Origin of the sequence: Actinacidiphila yanglinensis, assembly GCF_900107965.1 — a bacterium.
Taxonomy (GTDB): Bacteria; Actinomycetota; Actinomycetes; order Streptomycetales; family Streptomycetaceae; genus Actinacidiphila; species Actinacidiphila yanglinensis.
The window spans coordinates 1-17,502 of sequence record NZ_FNVU01000014.1 but is presented as its reverse complement, the minus strand read 5'-3'; the positions used below and the strand labels follow the sequence as shown (position 1 = coordinate 17,502).

The window sequence follows — 17,502 nt, the reverse complement described above, 5'->3', positions numbered from 1 at the left end:
ACCGCTGCTCCCCGCACCCGCGGGGATGGACCCAGCGAGCGCCGGCGATTGGCGCGGCGCCCTTTCCGCTCCCCGCACCCGCGGGACCCCAGCGCGAGATCACGGTCGACGAGGCGTTCCCCTGCTCCCCGCACCCGCCGGGATTGACCCACGACGCACCACGAGTGGCACCTGCACGGCGCCTGCTCCCCGCACCCGCGGGATGGACCCGAGGATGGTGTGACGCTCGCAGAGGGCACCGTCTGCTCCCTGTACCCGCCAGGTCTGGATCTAGTTCACCGGCCCGGGAACGAAGTCCAGACACTTCAGCTGTCTGATCCCCACTCGTGGTGCAGCGCGCCTCGCGCAGTTGCAAGGGCGGCGGTGAGTCTGTCGGCGGCGCGGGTCTGCTCTCCCGCCTTGGTGAAAAGCGGCTGGTATCCGCTGGCGCGGGCGTCAGGTGCTCCGATGCTCCGCAATGTGGCCTCCGCCGGCAGCAGATGTCGGAGTACTCCCCGCATGGCCTGCGCGACCTCGTTGAGGGCCGCTGGCAGCCCACCTGGGGCAAACTCGGCGTATTGCTCGGCCGCTTTGCTCAGTCGGATCAGTTCGGTGGTTTCCGGGTCACCTTCGTGCAACCGCCAACGCTGCGCCTCGTACGCCACCTTCGCCGTGGACATGAGTAGGTCGTCGATGCGCTGATAGTGCGTGGTCCATGCCGTTCGGTTGGCAACACGCTGCTCGCGCAGCTCCACCTCCATACGGAGTCGCGCCTCGCGCGCCCTGCGTTCGGCTCGGTCGGTGCGCCGGTCTGCGAGCTGCTGAACGCGGTTCCACCGGACCGTCAGTACTGCCACTGCGGCCGCGACGCCGGCTGCCAGCAGTGTCGCGGCGGCGGGTCCGTACCAGGGAAGGGTTTCCGGCAACGTCAACTCCGATGTCTCTACGTCCACGAACAAACGAAGGCCCCTGGGTGTAGCTCTGGCGCGCCCATCGAATTACCGGTAATCGTATTTTATTCCAACTCTAATGTCTTTCATTTGGATTCCTTCCTGCCCCCTTCCGTCCGGAGGCGAACTCTACCGATTGTCCTGGGGTGTTCGCGGGTTTGACGCGCCAGACGTATTAAAGACTCCACATTTGATGGAAGTGCGCCCACGTTCGATGTGGCTCCTGATCGTGGTGCGGAGATGATCCCCGCATGGGCGGGGAGCGGTCAACTGTGCGTATCGAAGAGTCCACGGGGACATCCGACGTGTGTCGGATTGATGGCGATAATCCCGCGTCCCCACTCGGGCTCGGTGATATGAATATTTATCGATAGTATTCTTATCGCCAAGTGGGGTGCCCCGCTAAGGCGGGGAGTATTTCTGCAACTGTACTCCGCCCTCAATCTGTGACTCGCCTCCGTATTTTTCAATCCTGCATGCGGGCGGCCCTGGGCTCGCGCTTCCCATGGCGTGGCACCTTGGGGATATTTTCGGAATCTGGTCGATCCTGTCGTCATTGGATAGATTTTGATCACTTCACGCTACCCCGTCGAAGTAGCACCTTCGTCCCTGTTGAATGGCCGCTGTGCGTGGGGATGAGGGCGGGGCGATGCCCCTCGGAGATCGGCTGGCAGGTGCCGCCAGGACCGTGTGGGCGAAGCACGACCGGGACACTGACAAGTGGCTGCCGCTGTGGCGGCACATGGCCGATAGTGCCGCTGTCGCCGAACTGCTCTGGGACCACTGGCTGCCGAGCAACGTGAAGGAACTGGTGGCCGAGTCGTTGCCGGAAGGGGAGGGTGATGCGCGTCGGCTCAGCGTGTGGCTCGCGGGGACGCACGACATCGGTAAGTGCACGCCGGCCTTCGCCTGCCAAGTGGACAACCTCGCCGATGCGATGAGCGGTGCCGGCCTCGCGATGCGTACGCGCAAGCAGTTCGGCGACGACCGCCGGATGGCTCCGCACGGTCTGGCAGGGCAGGTGCTGCTGCAGGAGTGGCTGGAGGAGCGGCGCGGGTGGACGCGCAGGGCGTCGGCTCAGTTCGCTGTTATGGCAGGCGGCCATCACGGGGTGCCGCCGGACCACGCCCAGATCCACAACCTGGACGCACATCCTGAACTGCTGCGGACTCCCGGGCCGTCCGAGGCCGTGTGGCGGCGGGTGCAGACTGAGTTTCTCGACGCCTGCGCCGGCGCTTTCGCGGTGGAGGACCGGCTCGGCGACTGGCAGAGGGTGAAGCTGCCGCAACCGGTACAGGTGCTGCTCACCGCTGTCGTCATTGTGTCCGACTGGATCGCCAGCAACCCTGATCTTTTTCCGTACTTCCCCGAAGAGCATCCTCGCGGCGAGGCTGGGCGGATTGCCGCAGCGTGGCGGGGACTGCGGCTGCCGCCGCCGTGGTCGCCGACCGAACCGCGCGAGCCAGCGGAGGAGTTGTTCGCTGCTCGGTTCGACCTGCCTCCCGGCGCCCGGATCAGGCCGGTTCAGGAGCAGGCCGTCACGATGGCGCGGGCCATGTCCGACCCTGGAATGCTGATCATCGAGGCGCCGATGGGCGAGGGGAAGACCGAGGCCGCCCTCGCCGTCGCTGAGGTGTTCGCGGCCCGTTCAGGGGCGGGCGGGTGCTACGTGGCGTTGCCCACGATGGCGACCAGCAACGCCATGTTCCCCCGGCTGCTGGCCTGGCTCGACCGGCTTCCGACCGCCACGCCACTCGATACACCCTTCGCTCCCGACCAGCAGTCCGTTCTGCTCGCCCACGCCAAGGCGGCTCTCCAGGAGGACTACGCTCTCCTGCTGCGCGACGGCCACCGCACGATCGCTGCGGTCGATGCCTACGCCAGCGCGTACACACACTCCGGGGAACGGGCGAGAAGAGCGTCGGCCGACCTTGTCGCTCACCAGTGGCTACGGGGCCGGAAGAAGGGCCTGCTCGCGTCGTTTGCCGTCGGGACGATCGACCAGCTCCTGATGGTCGGCCTTAAGAGCAGGCACCTGGCTCTTCGGCACCTCGCGATGGCAGGCAAGGTCGTCGTCATCGACGAAGTCCACGCCTACGACGCCTACATGAATACCTACCTCGACCGCGTGCTGTCCTGGCTGGGCGCCTACCGTGTGCCGGTGGTGGTCCTGTCCGCGACGCTTCCTGCAGGCAGGCGAGGGGAGTTGGTGGAGGCGTACACGGGGACGGGGGCTGGGGAAGTAGCCGACGCCGTGGGTTACCCGTTGCTGACCGCTGTCGTCACCGGCAAGGAGCCCGTGACGGCGTCTCCCGCTGCTTCGGGTCGCCGCACCGACGTGGCGCTGGAGCCGCTGTCGGACGACGACGCCGTACTAGCCGACCGTTTGGCCGCTGAACTGGCCGAGGGCGGCTGCGCGCTGGTCGTGCGCAACACGGTCGATCGTGTGATGAGCACGGCAGCTGTGCTCCGGGAGAAGTTCGGCACAGAGCATGTCACCGTTGCGCACGCGCGGTTCATCGACGTCGACCGCGCCCGAAAGGACGCCGCTCTCCTGACCCGTTTCGGACCGCCGGACCGGGACGGCAGTTCCCCCCACCGGCCGCAGAGGGCACACATCGTCGTCGCCAGCCAGGTGGCCGAGCAATCGCTGGACGTGGATTTCGACCTGTTGGTGACTGACCTGTGCCCGGTGGACCTGCTGCTCCAGCGAATGGGCCGCCTCCACCGGCACCCTCGTGGTGAACGGCAGGGTGACCGCCCCATTCGGTTGAGGAAGCCGCGCTGTTTGGTGACCGGCGTCGACTGGCGATCGGAACCGGCTCCCGAACCCGTACGCGGTTCCCGCACTGTTTACGGCGCCTACCCACTGTTACGATCCCTCGCCGTCCTGGCTCCGCACATGAAGCCGTCGGGCCCACCGGTACGCCTGCCGGAGGACATCAGCGCGCTCGTCCAACTCGCCTACGGGGACGGTGAACCCTGCCCGCCGCAATGGGCGGAGAACGTCGGGCCGGCTCGTGCCGCCCATGAGGAGGCCCGCGCGAAGCAGCAGCGGAAAGCCGAGGTCTTCCGGCTCGACGACGTACGCAAGGCGGGTAGACCGCTCATCGGATGGATCGATGCCGGTGTCGGCGATGCGGACGACACGCGGGCCGGGCGTGCACAGGTGCGCGACAGCCGGGAGAGCCTGGAGGTCCTCGTCGTGATGCGCCGGGCCGATGGCACCCTGTGCACATTGCCCTGGCTGGACAAGGGCCGCGGTGGACTCGAACTGCCCACCGACGCCGTGCCGTCCGCTCGCGCCGCCAGGGCGGCGGCCGCCAGCGGGTTGCGCTTGCCGTACCACTTCTCATTCCCCGAGAAGCTGGACCAAGCGCTCGCCGAACTGGAGGAGCTGTACGTCCCCGCCTGGCAGGAAAAGGAGAGCCACTGGCTCGCCGGGGAACTGATCCTCGCGCTCGACGAGGAGTGTCAGACCCGACTGGCAGGGTGGTATCTCGCCTATGACCCCGGAGAGGGGCTGCTGGTGGCCCGTGACGCGCCGATCAAGAGGAAGGAGATGGTACGGATGACGACCACCGCGCCCAGCTTCGACCTGACCAACCGCCCCTGGTTACCGGTGCAGTTCACCGACGGTTCGGAACGGGAACTTTCGTTGCTCGAGGTGTTCGACCAGGCACGCGACATCCGTCGGCTGGTCGGTGACCTGCCTACGCAGGAATTCGCTCTGCTGCGACTGCTGCTGGCGATCCTCCACGACGCATTGGGCAACGAACCGGAGGTTGCATCCGCACCGGCCGACGTCGAGGAGTGGGAGGAGCTGTGGCTGACGGCAGACAATCCGTTCGCCCCGGCTGCCGGCTACCTCGTTCGCCACCGTGGACGGTTCGACCTGCTGCACCCGCAGCAGCCGTTCTTTCAGGTCGCCGGGTTGCATACGGCCAAGGACGAGGTGTTCTCGCTCAACCGCCTCGTCGCCGACGTGCCCAACGGTGACCCCTTCTTCAGTATGAGAAGGCCGGGAGTCGGCCGCCTCGGCTTCGCCGAGGCGGCCCGGTGGCTCGTGCACGCCCAAGCGTTCGACCCGTCCGGCATCAAGTCCGGTGCGGTTGGCGACCGACGGGTCAAGGCCGGCAAGGGGTATCCGCTGGGTGTCGCCTGGGCGGGCAACCTGGGCGGTGTCCTGATTGAGGGGGACACCCTCCACGAGACGCTGCTGCTCAACCTGGTGGCGGCCGACACTGCTCACCTGCGCTTCGGAGCGTCCGACAGACCTGCGTGGCGCGATGAGCAGTGCGGGCCCGACGCGGCCGACGATCTGGCCCTGCGCCCGTACGGCTTGCGGGATCTCTACACGTGGCAATCGCGCCGGATCCGGCTGCACCATGACGCCGACGGCGTGCACGGCGTGGTTCTGGCCTATGGTGACCCGCTCGAACCACACAACAAGCACGGGTTCGAGCCGATGTCGCGCTGGCGCCGGAGTCCCGCACAGGAGAAGAAACGCGGGGAGCCGCAGGTCTACCTACCCCAGGAGCACGATCCGGCACAGATGGCCTGGCGCGGTCTGAAGGGTCTACTCACCGCCCGGGACGAGGGAGCCGGCCAGCGGCAGGACGGTGCCGCTCGCCTGCGGCCGAAAATCGTGGAGTGGATCGCCAGGCTGACCACCGAAGGGTTTCTTCCGCGTCGGCACTTGATCCGTACCCGCGTCGTCGGTGCGCAGTACGGGACGCAGCAGTCGGTGATCGACGAGGTGGTGGACGACGGCGTGCTCATGTCCGTCGTGCTGCTGCACCAGGGCGACAACCGCTACGGGCAGGCGGCCGTGAATGCCATGGGTGACGCCGAGAACGCCGTGAAAATCCTCGGAGAGCTGGCCGCCGACCTTGCCGTCGCGTCCGGTGCCGACCCCGAGCCTCGGAGGAGCGCCGCCCACGACATCGGCTTCGGCACACTGGACACCCAGTACCGCTGCTGGCTCCGCGACTTGGGCGGCGCGCCGGATCCGTACGAGGAACGGGACCGCTGGAGGCGGCAGTTGCACCGGACCGTGCTCGACTTGGGCGCGGGGCTGCTGGATGACACCGGACTCGCCGCATGGGAAGGACGCGTCGTGGACGGCCGGGGAGGCTCCCGCTGGCTGAACGACACCGCGGCTGAACTCCGCTTCCGTACCCACCTCAACCGGATCCTCGCCACCGGGCCCAGCGGTGCCACGGACTCGCAGACCGCCCAACCCTCCCCAGTGGAGTCGCCGGTATGACCACCGTCCTTCCCGCTGCCACCGAACCCGCTGTCCGGCAGCAGCCACTCGGCCCGGTCGGTGACGCCGTGCACCGGCACATCACCAAGCTGCAGCGCGGCTACCTCGACGACCGCAGCAACGCCGTCGGCGCCCTGGCCAGGCTGCGTCGCGGCATCGGCCATCCGGCAGGTGAGACCCCCGACCTGTGGGGACTCATCGGTACTGAGCCGCTCTACGAGCGCTACGAACGCGCCGACCTCACCGAGGAGGCGATGGGCCGGGCGGAGGAGGCGGCGCATGCCGCCGTCACGTTGTGGTCGCTGCACCAGCAGTCCCACCACACCACGCGGATGCACCGCAGGCCCGGTCCGGAACTCGGAGCTGCGGTACGCCGTTTGCACCCCGGGTCCGAGATCGACGAGCCGACCCGCAGGCGTTTCGTACGTGCCGGCACGGCTGCCACGCCCGCGGTGCTCGCCGGCCGGCTGCGCGACCTGGTCCTGCTGATGCGGCGCGATGCCATTCCGCTCGACTACGGGCTGCTTGCCGACCAGCTCTACGTCTGGCAGCAGACCGGTGGCCCACAGCGCGTACGACGCTCGTGGGGCAGGTCCTACCTTGCCGTCCGGCCCCCAGCTTCGGACGGCGGCGCAGGCAGGCCGGCCGGGGACGGCGCGGCCGACGAACCCGACACCACCACCCCGGAGGACGACACCCCGTGAGCCGCACCATCATCGACGTCCATGTGCTGCAGACCGTGCCGCCGAGCAACCTCAACCGTGACGACACCGGGACTCCGAAGACCGCGGTGTACGGCGGCGTGCGCCGGGCCCGCGTCTCCAGCCAGGCGTGGAAGAGGGCCACCCGCCGGGCGTTCCAGGACCTGCTGGACCCGACCGAACTCGGCGTCCGTACACGCAGGGTGGCCGAACTGCTCGCCGACCGGATCACCGCGGTGGAGCCCTCGCTGGACCGGGCCGCCGCACTGGTGCTGGCCGCCGAGACGCTCCACACAGCAACGGGTTCCAAGATCGAGGTGCCGCGCAGGAAGGCCGACAGCGCCAAGAAGAAGGGCGAGCCGGAGCCGCCGCCGGAGTCCTCGTACCTGATGTTCCTCAGCTCCCGCCAACTCGACGGCCTGGCCCGTCTCGCGGTCGAGGGCGCCGATGACATCAAGGCGTTCCTGAAGGCCAAGGACAACAAGGACAAGGCCCGGGAACTCGCCGACACCCGGCACTCGGTGGACATCGCGCTGTTCGGCCGGATGGTCGCCGACTCCGCCGACATCAACGTGGACGCGGCGGCCCAGGTTGCGCACGCCATCAGCGTCCACCAGGTCGAGAACGAGTCCGACTACTACACGGCCGTCGACGACCAGAACGAGAGGGACGAGGAATCCGGCGCCGGCATGATCGGCACTGTCGACTTCAACTCGGCAACTCTCTACCGCTATGCCGCGCTCGACGTGGACCGTCTGCGGGACAACCTCGGCGTCGGCCTTCGCCCCGACGAGCCGCTGCACGAGCCCGTACGCAGGGCCGTACGAGCTTTCCTGCACGGCTTCGTGGCCTCCATGCCCACCGGAAAGATCAACACCTTCGGCAACCACACCCTCCCCGAAGCCGTGATCGTCACGCTCCGCTCAGCCCGGCCCATCAGCTTTGTCGCCGCCTTCGAGGAACCTGTCCAGGCGCCCCAGGCCGTCGGCGGGCACCTGCGCGGCGCCTGCACCCAACTGTTCGCGCACGTCTCCGACATCGAGAAGGCGTACGACGTCACCAGTGACCCGAGCTGGGTGCTGCACGTGGGTGCGGCCACTGAGCCGCTGGCGGCGCTCGGAACCGAGGTCAGCCTCAGCGGCCTTCTCGACTCGGTGGGCAAGGCAGTGGCCGACCGATTGGAGGCGCGCACGCTCCTCGAAGGTGCGGGTGCCGTACCGGCACAGGCTCAGGCCCCCGCGGCGGAGGGAAAGAACCAGCCCGCATGAGCGAACGCACCAGTGTGCTGACGCTGCGCCTCGCGGGCCCGCTCCAGTCCTGGGGCGCGTCGTCCCGCTTCGCCCGGCGTACGACGGAACGAGCCCCCACCAAGAGTGGGGTGGTCGGGCTGCTCGCCGCCGCCCAGGGCCGCGATCGTGGCGCGGACATAGCCGACCTGGCTGCGCTCGGCTTCGCAGTCCGGCTCGACCAGCCGGGGACGCGCGTGCGGGACTATCAGACCGCGCACCACGCCGACACGGACAAGTCCATGCCGGTCTCCGAACGCTTCTACCTGTCCGACGCGGTGTTCGTCGCCGCCGTCGAAGGTGGCACGGACCTGATCGAAGCCCTGCACGCCGCGGTCCGGTCCCCGGTGTATCTCCCGTTCCTCGGCCGTCGCTCCTGCCCGCCATCCCGCCCGGTGGACCTGCGCGTCCACCGGGACGGTCTCTGGGGCGCCTTGGAGTCCGAGCCCTGGCAGGCATCCGCCTGGGTGCAGCGCCGCCGCAGTCGCGAGCGCCGCGTCGAACTCGAAGTGATCGCCGATCTGCCGGCCGGTGAAGGTCCCGGCGACGCCGTGCGGGACCGGCCGCTTAGCTTCGACCCGCACCACCGCCGGTACGGCCTACGTGCCGTCCACTCACGTGCCGTCACCGTCCCCAATCCGCTCGGCGGTTCGCCGAGCACCTCCCGCCGGGACTTCGTACCGCCGAAGCACGATCCGATGGGACTACTGGAAGACTGACGATGTTCCTGACCCGATTCCGTATCAACACCGCGCGCATGGGCGCCCGCCGGCTGCTCACCTCACCTCAGAGCCTCCACGCCGCGGTGATGGCATCCTTCGCGGAAAGGCCGGATCACCAGGGCGGTGGTCCGCGTGTGCTGTGGCGGCTGGACCACCAGTCGCGCAGCGAAGTGCTGCTCTACGTTGTCAGTCCCGACCGGCCCGACCTCACTCACCTGGTGGAGCAGGCAGGTTGGCCGACGACGGGCGGCTGGCAGACGAAGCCGTACGCGCCCTTCCTCGCCCGCCTCGCTGTTGACGACACCTGGACGTTCCGGCTCACCGCCAACCCCGTGCACAGCATCAGGCGCCATGCTGCCGAGCCGACCAAGCGCACCGCGCACGTCACCCCCCGGCACCAGTTGGACTGGCTGCTCAAGCGGCAGACGGACGCCGGCTTCGCCGTCGTGGAGCGCTCCGAGCCCAGGCCGGACGGCCTCGACGGAGCGTGGCACGAGGTGGTCGTCCACAACCGCAGTGACCTTGCCTTCGGGAAGAGGAACGAGACCGACGACCGCAGCCACAAGGTGAAAGTGACTCGCGTCACTTTCGACGGCCGCCTGCGGGTGGTCGACCCCGACGCGCTACGCCGCACACTCACCGCCGGTCTCGGCAAGGCCAAGGCGTACGGCTGCGGGCTCATGACCCTCGCCCCGGCGGAGTAACCCGATGACGACCGTCGGCAAACGCCCAGCCACCAGCCCTCGCCAACTCACCCGCGTCGGCGACCGCCTGTCCTTCGTCTACCTCGAACACTGCCTCGTGCACCGGGACGCCAACGCCATCACCGCTGAGGACGCCGAGGGTGTCCGCCACATCCCGTCGGCGACCATCGGCACGCTGCTCCTCGGGCCTGGCACGCGGATCACGCACCAGGCCATGGCGGTACTCGGCGAGAGCGGCGCCATCGTGGTCTGGGTCGGCGAGAACGGCGTACGGTTCTATGCAGGAGGCCGGGCCCTGACCAGGTCCTCCGCCCTGGTTGAAGCCCAGGCGGTGGCGTGGGCCAACCAGCGCACCCGGCTGGATGTCGCGCGGGCCATGTACCGGCTGCGCTTTCCCGATGAGGACCCGGCCGGTTGTACGCGGCGTCAACTGCTGGGCCGGGAGGGCGACCGCGTCAAGCGCTGCTACGCGCAGGAGTCGGCCCGTACGGGGGTCCCGTGGCGCGGACGGCGGTTCACCCCCGGCGACTTCGGCAGTGGTGACGCACCCAACCAGGCGGTCACCGCCGCCGCTCAGTGCATGTACGGCATTGCCCAGACCGTGGTGGCAGCGCTGGGTTGCAGCCCAGGACTCGGCTTTGTGCACTCGGGCCACGAACTGTCCTTCGTCCTTGATGTCGCCGACTTCTACAAGACCGACATCGGTATCCCGATCGCCTTCGAGGTCGTCGCAGAGGGCCCGGAGGACATCGGTCCCCGCACCCGGCGGACGCTGCGTGACCGGATCAACACCACCGGGCTGCTCGACCGGTGCGTACGAGATATCCAGAGCCTGCTCGCGCCCGTGGGTGCGGCCCTGCCGGACGACGGTGACCATGTCACGCTTCTGTCCGATCGGGGCGGCGAGGTGGCTGCCGGCCGCAACTACGGTGAGGGTGAGGCCGACACGGCCCACGGCGGTGTCCTGGTCCAGGACATTCGGGCGCAGGACGCTTTGGTGCGAGACGGCGTCATCTGGTGACCGTCATCGTCCTCACACACTGCCCGGTCGGCCTTCGGGGGTTCCTCACCCGCTGGCTCCTGGAGATCTCTCCCGGCGTCTTCCTCGGCAATCCCTCCGCTCGAATCCGCGACGCGCTGTGGGACGAGGTCCGCCAGTTCGCCGGCAACGGTCGTGCTCTGCTCGCCTATTCCACCAACTCCGAGCAGGGCTATACCTTCCGCACTCACGATCACAAGTGGCATCCCGTCGACCACGAGGGCCTCACCCTCATCCTCCGTCCGGCAGATCGCCAATCGGATCGCTCGTCGGATCGTCCGGCCCCGGAAGGCTCCTCCCCCTCTACCGGCTGGAGCAAGGCGTCCAAACGCCGCCGCTTCGGGAATCGGGCGCCGTAATCTCAGGGGCGGTGAGTGTCGCGCCGTCGGGCGGAGCTTCCGCGTGTCCGTACCGGCGGACGGCTGCGTGCCCAGGACTTCTGTGACCTGCCGCTCCGACGGAGTGCTCCTCCCGGTTGACGGGCTCCGACGCGACGAGATTGTCCAACTGTCGCAAGCGGCATGCGACTGGAGCCTTTCCCCCTCCGTGGTGATCGGTATGCGGAGAGAACTGCCGCCCTGCGTGCGGGTTCTCGTCTCGATCGCAGCGCAGCGGCGGTGTGAGCAGCAAGCTGGGGTCAGGCTCAACGCGGAGTTTCGCTGGCTGCACCAGGAATCCCGCAGGCGTCCGCGTAGCCTGTCATGTGGACAACTGGGGCCCACGCATTACTTTTTGTCCTATATGTGCTTTTCTCTCATCCTTGCTGAAACAAGCGCCGCCCCTTGATAACACCGCAGCTCACAAAGACCGCTCCCCGCGCCCGCGGGGATGGACCCTCCAGCGCGCTTGGGGGCAGCTTCGAGAGCTTCCGCTCCCCGCGCCCGCGGGGATGGACCCACGTCCAGCGGCGGCGGAGGGGCGGTCACTCGCCGCTCCCCGCGCCCGCGGGGATGGACCCGCGCCGATCGCGGGGGCGTGCCACATCTCGCCCCGCTCCCCGCGCCCGCGGGGATGGACCCGATCCGTGGCCGCGGGCAGCCTCCGCCGCGGCCCGCTCCCCGCGCCCGCGGGGATGGACCCGGATGAATGCACGGGGCCCCCTTCGCCGGATCCCGCTCCCCGCGCCCGCGGGGATGGACCCAACACCGGCGACGCCGCGCACGACTTTCTGGTCCGCTCCCCGCGCCCGCGGGGATGGACCCTGCTGCGCCTGCGCCACACTCGACCGGAGCTGCCGCTCCCCGCGCCCGCGGGGATGGACCCTTCCCGGACGAGTCGTAGGCGGAGAAGCCCAGCCGCTCCCCGCGCCCGCGGGGATGGACCCGCCTCATCCGGCTCCCCGGCGTACAGCTCGCACCGCTCCCCGCGCCCGCGGGGATGGACCCCGTTCATGCTCATCATCGACGAGGCGGAAGAGCCGCTCCCCGCGCCCGCGGGGATGGACCCGCCCGCCTCGACGTCGCCGACACGGCGGCCCCCCGCTCCCCGCGCCCGCGGGGATGGACCCGCCGCAACGGTTGCTCCGCCGTCCGCGAAGGACCGCTCCCCGCGCCCGCGGGGATGGACCCATGCACTCGGGCGCCAGCTGACGCAGCCAGCACCGCTCCCCGCGCCCGCGGGGATGGACCCGACGGCAGCCGCGGCCGCCCGGCTCATCGATGCCGCTCCCCGCGCCCGCGGGGATGGACCCCCACCGTGGCGGGGGCACTCGGTCTCGGCGGCCCGCTCCCCGCGCCCGCGGGGATGGACCCGACCAGGCCGCCGCGGCGTTCGCGTTCATGGACCGCTCCCCGCGCCCGCGGGGATGGACCCGGGCCGTTGGGCCCGCGCAGGTTTCCGTGGCTCCGCTCCCCGCGCCCGCGGGGATGGACCCGGTCAGGAACACCCGGCCGCCACGGTTGGTGACCGCTCCCCGCGCCCGCGGGGATGGACCCACGGCGGCCTGCTCGTCGAGGACGGCCTGCACCCGCTCCCCGCGCCCGCGGGGATGGACCCACGTGCGCCCGTTGCAGCGCGGGCACCTTGTACCGCTCCCCGCGCCCGCGGGGATGGACCCTCGTGCTGGAGGCTCTGAACTTCCACCTGGCGCCGCTCCCCGCGCCCGCGGGGATGGACCCATCCGCTTCAACATCTGCGCGCCGCCCTCGGCCCGCTCCCCGCGCCCGCGGGGATGGACCCGGCAAGGACCTGTCCCCCATGCCGGGAGCACCCCGCTCCCCGCGCCCGCGGGGATGGACCCGGCAAGGGCCGCGTGTTGGCCGGCGAGTCGATCCGCTCCCCGCGCCCGCGGGGATGGACCCCGGGCCGGACCAGGAGGGCGGCATGGACAGACCCGCTCCCCGCGCCCGCGGGGATGGACCCTCCTTGGTCAGGCTGTCCAGCTCCGACTTCCGCCGCTCCCCGCGCCCGCGGGGATGGACCCGCGGTCGCGGCCACGGGCGTGCCGAACGTGGTCCGCTCCCCGCACCCGCGGGGATGGACCCAGCGCGTCGAACGCCTTCGCGTGCCGGTGCAGCTGCTCCCCGCACCCGCGGGGATGGACCCGGGTTGGAGGGGAGCGACGCCGGCACCTCGCTCTGCTCCCCGCACCCGCGGGGATGGACCCGATCGCGTGCACCGCGCTCGCGTCCTCGACAGCTGCTCCCCGCACCCGCGGGGATGGACCCTACTCGGTCGACGACGGCGACGACCGCACGATCTGCTCCCCGCACCCGCGGGGATGGACCCGGCAGTTTCCCCCTCGGCAACCTCGCATAGGACTGCTCCCCGCACCCGCGGGGATGGACCCGACCAACGGATGGGCACCAGCGCCGAACTACCCTGCTTCCCGCACCCGCGGGGATGGACCCACCAACTGGCCGACCTGATCCGCGCCAGCCCGCTGCTCCCCGCACCCGCGGGGATGGACCCAACTGGCCGCCGCCGGCCCGGGCGCGCTGGAGCTGCTCCCCGCACCCGCGGGGATGGACCCGTGCGACGACCAACCACGGCGCGGAGAGATGGCTGCTCCCCGCACCCGCGGGGATGGACCCCCGGGCCCCTCGATCGGCGCCCGCACATGGATCTGCTCCCCGCACCCGCGGGGATGGACCCAACAACGGTGCCCTGCGTAAGAATCTGAGCCTCTGCTCCCCGCACCCGCGGGGATGGACCCGCACCTGCCTCGCCGTCCCATCCCAGTGGGACCTGCTCCCCGCACCCGCGGGGATGGACCCACCTCGGCGCGGCGCCGCCAGTCACCGCCGTGCTGCTCCCCGCACCCGCGGGGATGGACCCATTGAGCGCGTCATAGCTGGCGCCGTAGCCGTCTGCTCCCCGCACCCGCGGGGATGGACCCGCCACGACCATCCAGCGCTGCGCGGTGCCGAACTGCTCCCCGCACCCGCGGGGATGGACCCGGCCGCCCGGACGAATACTCCACCGCGCCGATCTGCTCCCCGCACCCGCGGGGATGGACCCGACCTGACCGTGCTGCTGCGCGCCTCCGAGCCCTGCTCCCCGCACCCGCGGGGATGGACCCGACACCCTGGTCAACTGCCTTGAACGTCGCCTCTGCTCCCCGCACCCGCGGGGATGGACCCTGCTCCGGGAACGTGAAGTCAGGCATGGTCAGCTGCTCCCCGCACCCGCGGGGATGGACCCTCGTACCTGCTCCTGGAGCGGGAGGCGTAGACCTGCTCCCCGCACCCGCGGGGATGGACCCCTGGAGAAGAGCTGGCTGTACGGGACCGTGACCTGCTCCCCGCACCCGCGGGGATGGACCCGTTCCGGCGCGGACACCGACAACGCGGTCCTGCTGCTCCCCGGACCCGCGGGGATGGACCCGCGGCAGCGGACAGGGTCGCCACGGACAGGAACTGCTCCCCGCACCTGCGGGGATGGACCCGCCAACGTCGCCGCGTTCGACGGGGATGCGTTCTGCTCCCCGCACCCGCGGGAATAGACCCAGGCGCCCGCGGAACTGCTCCGGGAACGTGAACTGCTCCCCGCCGCGGGGATGGACCCAAGACGTGGAGGCTGGCGGTAATGCCACGCCCGTCAACCTGATCAAGATCGCCGAGGCGCTGAATTGCCTGTCGTGGTCCTGGAACGGAAGCGCGGGATCAACGCCGCCGACGTCCGTGGTTGACGTCGCTCACGCTGGCGGGGCCCCGATGGGGCGGCTGCGCCGCCGGTTGCTCGGTGGGCGCGGACGGCGCCTGGCGGGTGGCGACGGTGCTGCGGGACATCGCGATTCGGGCCAGCGGGCTCGGTGCGGGGCGTTGGGCCAGGCGTTGGAGGCGCCAGGTGAGGACTTGGGCGGGTGAGCGGGCGTCGGTGAGGGCACGTTGGTCGGCGGCCAGTTGAAGGAGCCGGGTGGGGTCGTGGCCGGCGGTTTCGGTGTCGGTGAGGGTGGTGGCGAGGGCGGGCCAGGCGGGGTCAGCCAGGATCTGTTCGGCGTGGGCGGGGATGGCCTCGCGTATGCGGTGGGCATGGCGGTCGGTCACCGGCTGCGCGGGGGTGCGGTGGGTGAGGGTGGCCAGTGGTGTCGCGGCGGCGTGATCGTACGCGGCCCGCAGATGTACAAGGGCCCGGTGCGCGGCGGTGACTTGCTGGTCGTGGTGGCGGGCGGAGTGCCAGCGCTGGATGGCGATGACGGCGAGGATCGCGGCGTCCAGGAACATCGCGAGGCCGGTGCAGTCGCCGGTGGCGGGCTGGCGGGCGATGGCACGGATGGCTCCTCGCAGGGCGCGGGCGTGCTGGTGCTCGGCGGCGATGCGGGAGCGGCTGGCGCGTTCGAAGGCGAGGGCTGCTTCACGGAGTTGCGGTCGCACGTTGGCGGGGGCGCGGAGGGGGAGGGCGTCGAGGGCTTCTGCGAAGGCGGCGATGTGGGCTTGGGAGGTTGCGTCGTCGGTGCCGGCGATGTGGTGGGGGATGCGTTCGGTTGCGGCGGTGGCCTGGTGCCAAGGGTCGCTTCGTCGGGCGCTGGTGGTGGCTGTGGGGGCGTCGGTGGTGGCGAGGCGGGAGAGGAGCTGGGGGTAGGACAGGTCGGGGGCGAGGGTGGAACCGGAGAACCAAATGGGTTCGCCCTCAGCGTTGGTGTCGCCGTGGAGGGCGACTTTGTAGCCGCGGATGTCGCCAGAGGGGTAGCGGATTACCTCGACGTGGACGCCGCTGCCGGCCAGCAGGTGCAGGTATTCCTCGGGGCTGGTGGACACGGCGACGACGGTCCGCGCGATCGTACGGAGCTGCTCGCGCGGGGTGCGGGCGCGGCCGGCGCGGTGCGCCTTTTCGGTTTCGGCCCGGGTGGGGCGTTTGGCTGCGGTGCGATCGCCGTGGATGACGGTGCGCAGGTGGTAGTCGCTTTCGACGGCTTCGAGTTCGTGGTCGGCGCGGAGGTAGTCGTTCCAGTGGCGGGCGGTGCGCAGGTCGCCGCGGAGGGTGGTGGCGGCGATGTGGATGTGGTCGGGGGCATGGCGGACGGCGACCCAGCGGCAGCCGTCCGGGTCGCCGTCGGGGGCGATGCCGGTGGCGTGGACGATGCGGCGGGCGATGGCGGCCCACTGCTCGTCGGTGAGGATCGGGTCCTCGGGGGCGGCACGGATCGAGCACTGCCAGACGGGCCGGTCGGGGATATTGCGGTCGTCGTTGCGGCGGGCCTGGTTGAGGCGGAGTTCGAGGGCCTGGGCGAGCTGCCGCATGGCGGCTTGCGGGTCGGTGTCGCGGCCGGGGTCGGGGGCGAAGCCGTCCCAGGAGGCGACGAGGTGGGGGTCGATGTGGTCCTTGGAGTGGACGGTGTCGTAGAGGTAGCCGAGCAGGCGGCGGACGGTCTTGCCTCGGGTGATCTTCGCGATCATTCAGGCGGCCTTCCGGCCGGTCGCCTGGTGGGCGGCCGTTTCGATGTCGGAGATAGCGGCGCGGACAGTGTCGAGGGTGCGTTGGGCCTGGACCAGGAGGGGAACGTCGCCGGGGTGAGGGGTGCCGCCGGAGTTGAGGCGGTGCGCGATCTGGTTGACGTTGCCGCCGATCTTCGCGACCTGGGTGCGCAGGGCGACCAGTTCGTCGATGAGGTCGTCGGTGGCCGTGCGGTGGCCTGGGAGGAGTTGGGCTCCTTCGACGAACGCCATGACGACCGCGCCGACCAGGTGGGCGCCGGCGATTCCCATCCTCTTTGCCTTGGCCTTGATGGCGTGGTGTTCGGCTGCGCTGTAGCGGACGTCGACGCGGTACGTGCGCTGGGTGTGCTCGCGGCGGCGACGGCGGGCGACGCGGTGCACGGCGGCTTCGGCGGCGGCGCGCGTCAGGCTCGGCGGCTCAATGGGCGTCTCGACGGTGGACGGTCCTGCGGCTTCTCCCTCCGGTGCCCCCTGGCGCCGGAGCCCCTCCTCCGCCACCCCCGGGGCGGAGGATCCTGGGCTGGACCGGCCGTTGGACGGTCCAGCGCCATACCTTGCTCCGCCGGGGGCTGGGCGTTCAGGGCCGTTCGTGCCGTTGAGGGAGCGGGCTGAAGTGGTACCGGTCTCGTCGGGGACGGGGCGAGTGTGTGGACCGGGGATGGCGGGGGTTTTGCGGGGGAGGGACATCAGGGCGCTCGTTTCGGCGATGGAGGGTGTGTGGGTGGTCGGAGCGGATGCTGCCGCGTCGTCGGCCTCGTACTGAGGCGTCGGGGTGCTGTGTTCCGTCGCGGAACAGGCAGGGGTTCCGCGGTGGAACGGAGTTCTTGTTCCGTGGCGGAACGAGGCGAGGCGCGTCCGTTCAGTTTCAGAACACGGCCTCTGCTTGTTCTTTATCTACCAAGATCTTCCGGGCTTGCCGATGGCTTTGAGGGTGTCGGGGCGTTTGACGGTTTTGCCGACGTCGTAGCGGGGTGCC

General features: G+C 70.2%; 10 protein-coding genes and 1 CRISPR repeat array. Of the genes, 7 read left to right on the top strand and 3 right to left on the bottom strand.

Going from position 1 to position 17,502, the window contains the following annotated elements:
• Window positions 1-305: 305 nt before the first annotated feature.
• A complete protein-coding gene (locus tag C4U44_RS27400) occupies window positions 306-932 on the bottom strand; it encodes a hypothetical protein (protein ID WP_146088348.1) in 627 nt (208 codons plus the stop codon).
• 613 nt (window positions 933-1,545) lie between these two features.
• Here C4U44_RS27400 and casA point away from each other — a divergent pair.
• Genes casA through cas2e form a run of 7 tightly spaced genes read left to right on the top strand, consistent with a single transcriptional unit; the run spans window position 1,546 to window position 11,009 of the window.
• On the top strand, window positions 1,546-6,198 hold the full coding sequence (gene casA / locus C4U44_RS27395; RefSeq protein ID WP_407642899.1) for a type I-E CRISPR-associated protein Cse1/CasA: 4,653 nt from the start codon (window positions 1,546-1,548) through the stop codon (window positions 6,196-6,198).
• On the top strand, window positions 6,195-6,902 hold the full coding sequence (gene casB / locus C4U44_RS27390; RefSeq protein WP_103888726.1) for a type I-E CRISPR-associated protein Cse2/CasB: 708 nt from the start codon (window positions 6,195-6,197) through the stop codon (window positions 6,900-6,902). Before casA ends, casB begins: the two co-directional genes overlap by 4 nt.
• The gene (gene cas7e / locus C4U44_RS27385; RefSeq protein ID WP_103888725.1) at window positions 6,899-8,167 is read left to right on the top strand and encodes a type I-E CRISPR-associated protein Cas7/Cse4/CasC; all 1,269 of its coding nucleotides are present in this window, start codon (window positions 6,899-6,901) and stop codon (window positions 8,165-8,167) included. Before casB ends, cas7e begins: the two co-directional genes overlap by 4 nt.
• A complete protein-coding gene (gene cas5e, locus C4U44_RS27380) occupies window positions 8,164-8,904 on the top strand; it encodes a type I-E CRISPR-associated protein Cas5/CasD (protein ID WP_103888724.1) in 741 nt (246 codons plus the stop codon). Before cas7e ends, cas5e begins: the two co-directional genes overlap by 4 nt.
• A 2-nt stretch (window positions 8,905-8,906) precedes the next feature.
• Window positions 8,907-9,611, top strand: a complete 705-nt coding sequence (cas6e, locus tag C4U44_RS27375; RefSeq protein WP_103888723.1) for a type I-E CRISPR-associated protein Cas6/Cse3/CasE — start codon at window positions 8,907-8,909, stop codon at window positions 9,609-9,611.
• Between the two features lie 4 nt (window positions 9,612-9,615).
• Window positions 9,616-10,632, top strand: coding sequence for a type I-E CRISPR-associated endonuclease Cas1e (cas1e, locus tag C4U44_RS27370; protein WP_103888722.1), 1,017 nt, complete (start codon window positions 9,616-9,618; stop codon window positions 10,630-10,632).
• Window positions 10,629-11,009: a type I-E CRISPR-associated endoribonuclease Cas2e gene (gene cas2e / locus C4U44_RS27365; RefSeq protein ID WP_103888721.1), complete on the top strand. Its 381-nt coding sequence runs from the start codon at window positions 10,629-10,631 to the stop codon at window positions 11,007-11,009. The genes cas1e and cas2e overlap by 4 nt, the downstream gene beginning before the upstream one ends.
• A 448-nt stretch (window positions 11,010-11,457) precedes the next feature.
• A CRISPR array of direct repeats spans window positions 11,458-14,597; the repeat unit is 29 nt; unit sequence CCGCTCCCCGCGCCCGCGGGGATGGACCC.
• A gap of 156 nt (window positions 14,598-14,753) precedes the next feature.
• On the opposite strand, the gene C4U44_RS27360 is transcribed toward cas2e, so the two are convergent.
• Both C4U44_RS27360 and mobC read right to left on the bottom strand, forming a co-directional pair.
• Window positions 14,754-16,487, bottom strand: a complete 1,734-nt coding sequence (locus C4U44_RS27360) for a mobilization protein (RefSeq protein WP_103888720.1) — start codon at window positions 16,485-16,487, stop codon at window positions 14,754-14,756.
• On the bottom strand, window positions 16,488-16,907 hold the full coding sequence (gene mobC, locus C4U44_RS42715) for a plasmid mobilization relaxosome protein MobC (protein WP_235032385.1): 420 nt from the start codon (window positions 16,905-16,907) through the stop codon (window positions 16,488-16,490).
• Window positions 16,908-17,502: the final 595 nt, after the last annotated feature.

Excerpts from the sequence above, each read along its gene's own strand:
- cas6e (WP_103888723.1), top strand. The coding sequence starts at position 8,907 with ATGTTCCTGACCCGATTCCGTATCAACACCGCGCGCATGGGCGCCCGC.
- cas1e (WP_103888722.1), top strand. The coding sequence starts at position 9,616 with ATGACGACCGTCGGCAAACGCCCAGCCACCAGCCCTCGCCAACTCACC.
- casA (WP_407642899.1), top strand. The coding sequence starts at position 1,546 with ATGGCCGCTGTGCGTGGGGATGAGGGCGGGGCGATGCCCCTCGGAGAT.
- casB (WP_103888726.1), top strand. The coding sequence starts at position 6,195 with ATGACCACCGTCCTTCCCGCTGCCACCGAACCCGCTGTCCGGCAGCAG.
- C4U44_RS27360 (WP_103888720.1), bottom strand. The coding sequence starts at position 16,487 with ATGATCGCGAAGATCACCCGAGGCAAGACCGTCCGCCGCCTGCTCGGC.
- cas5e (WP_103888724.1), top strand. The coding sequence starts at position 8,164 with ATGAGCGAACGCACCAGTGTGCTGACGCTGCGCCTCGCGGGCCCGCTC.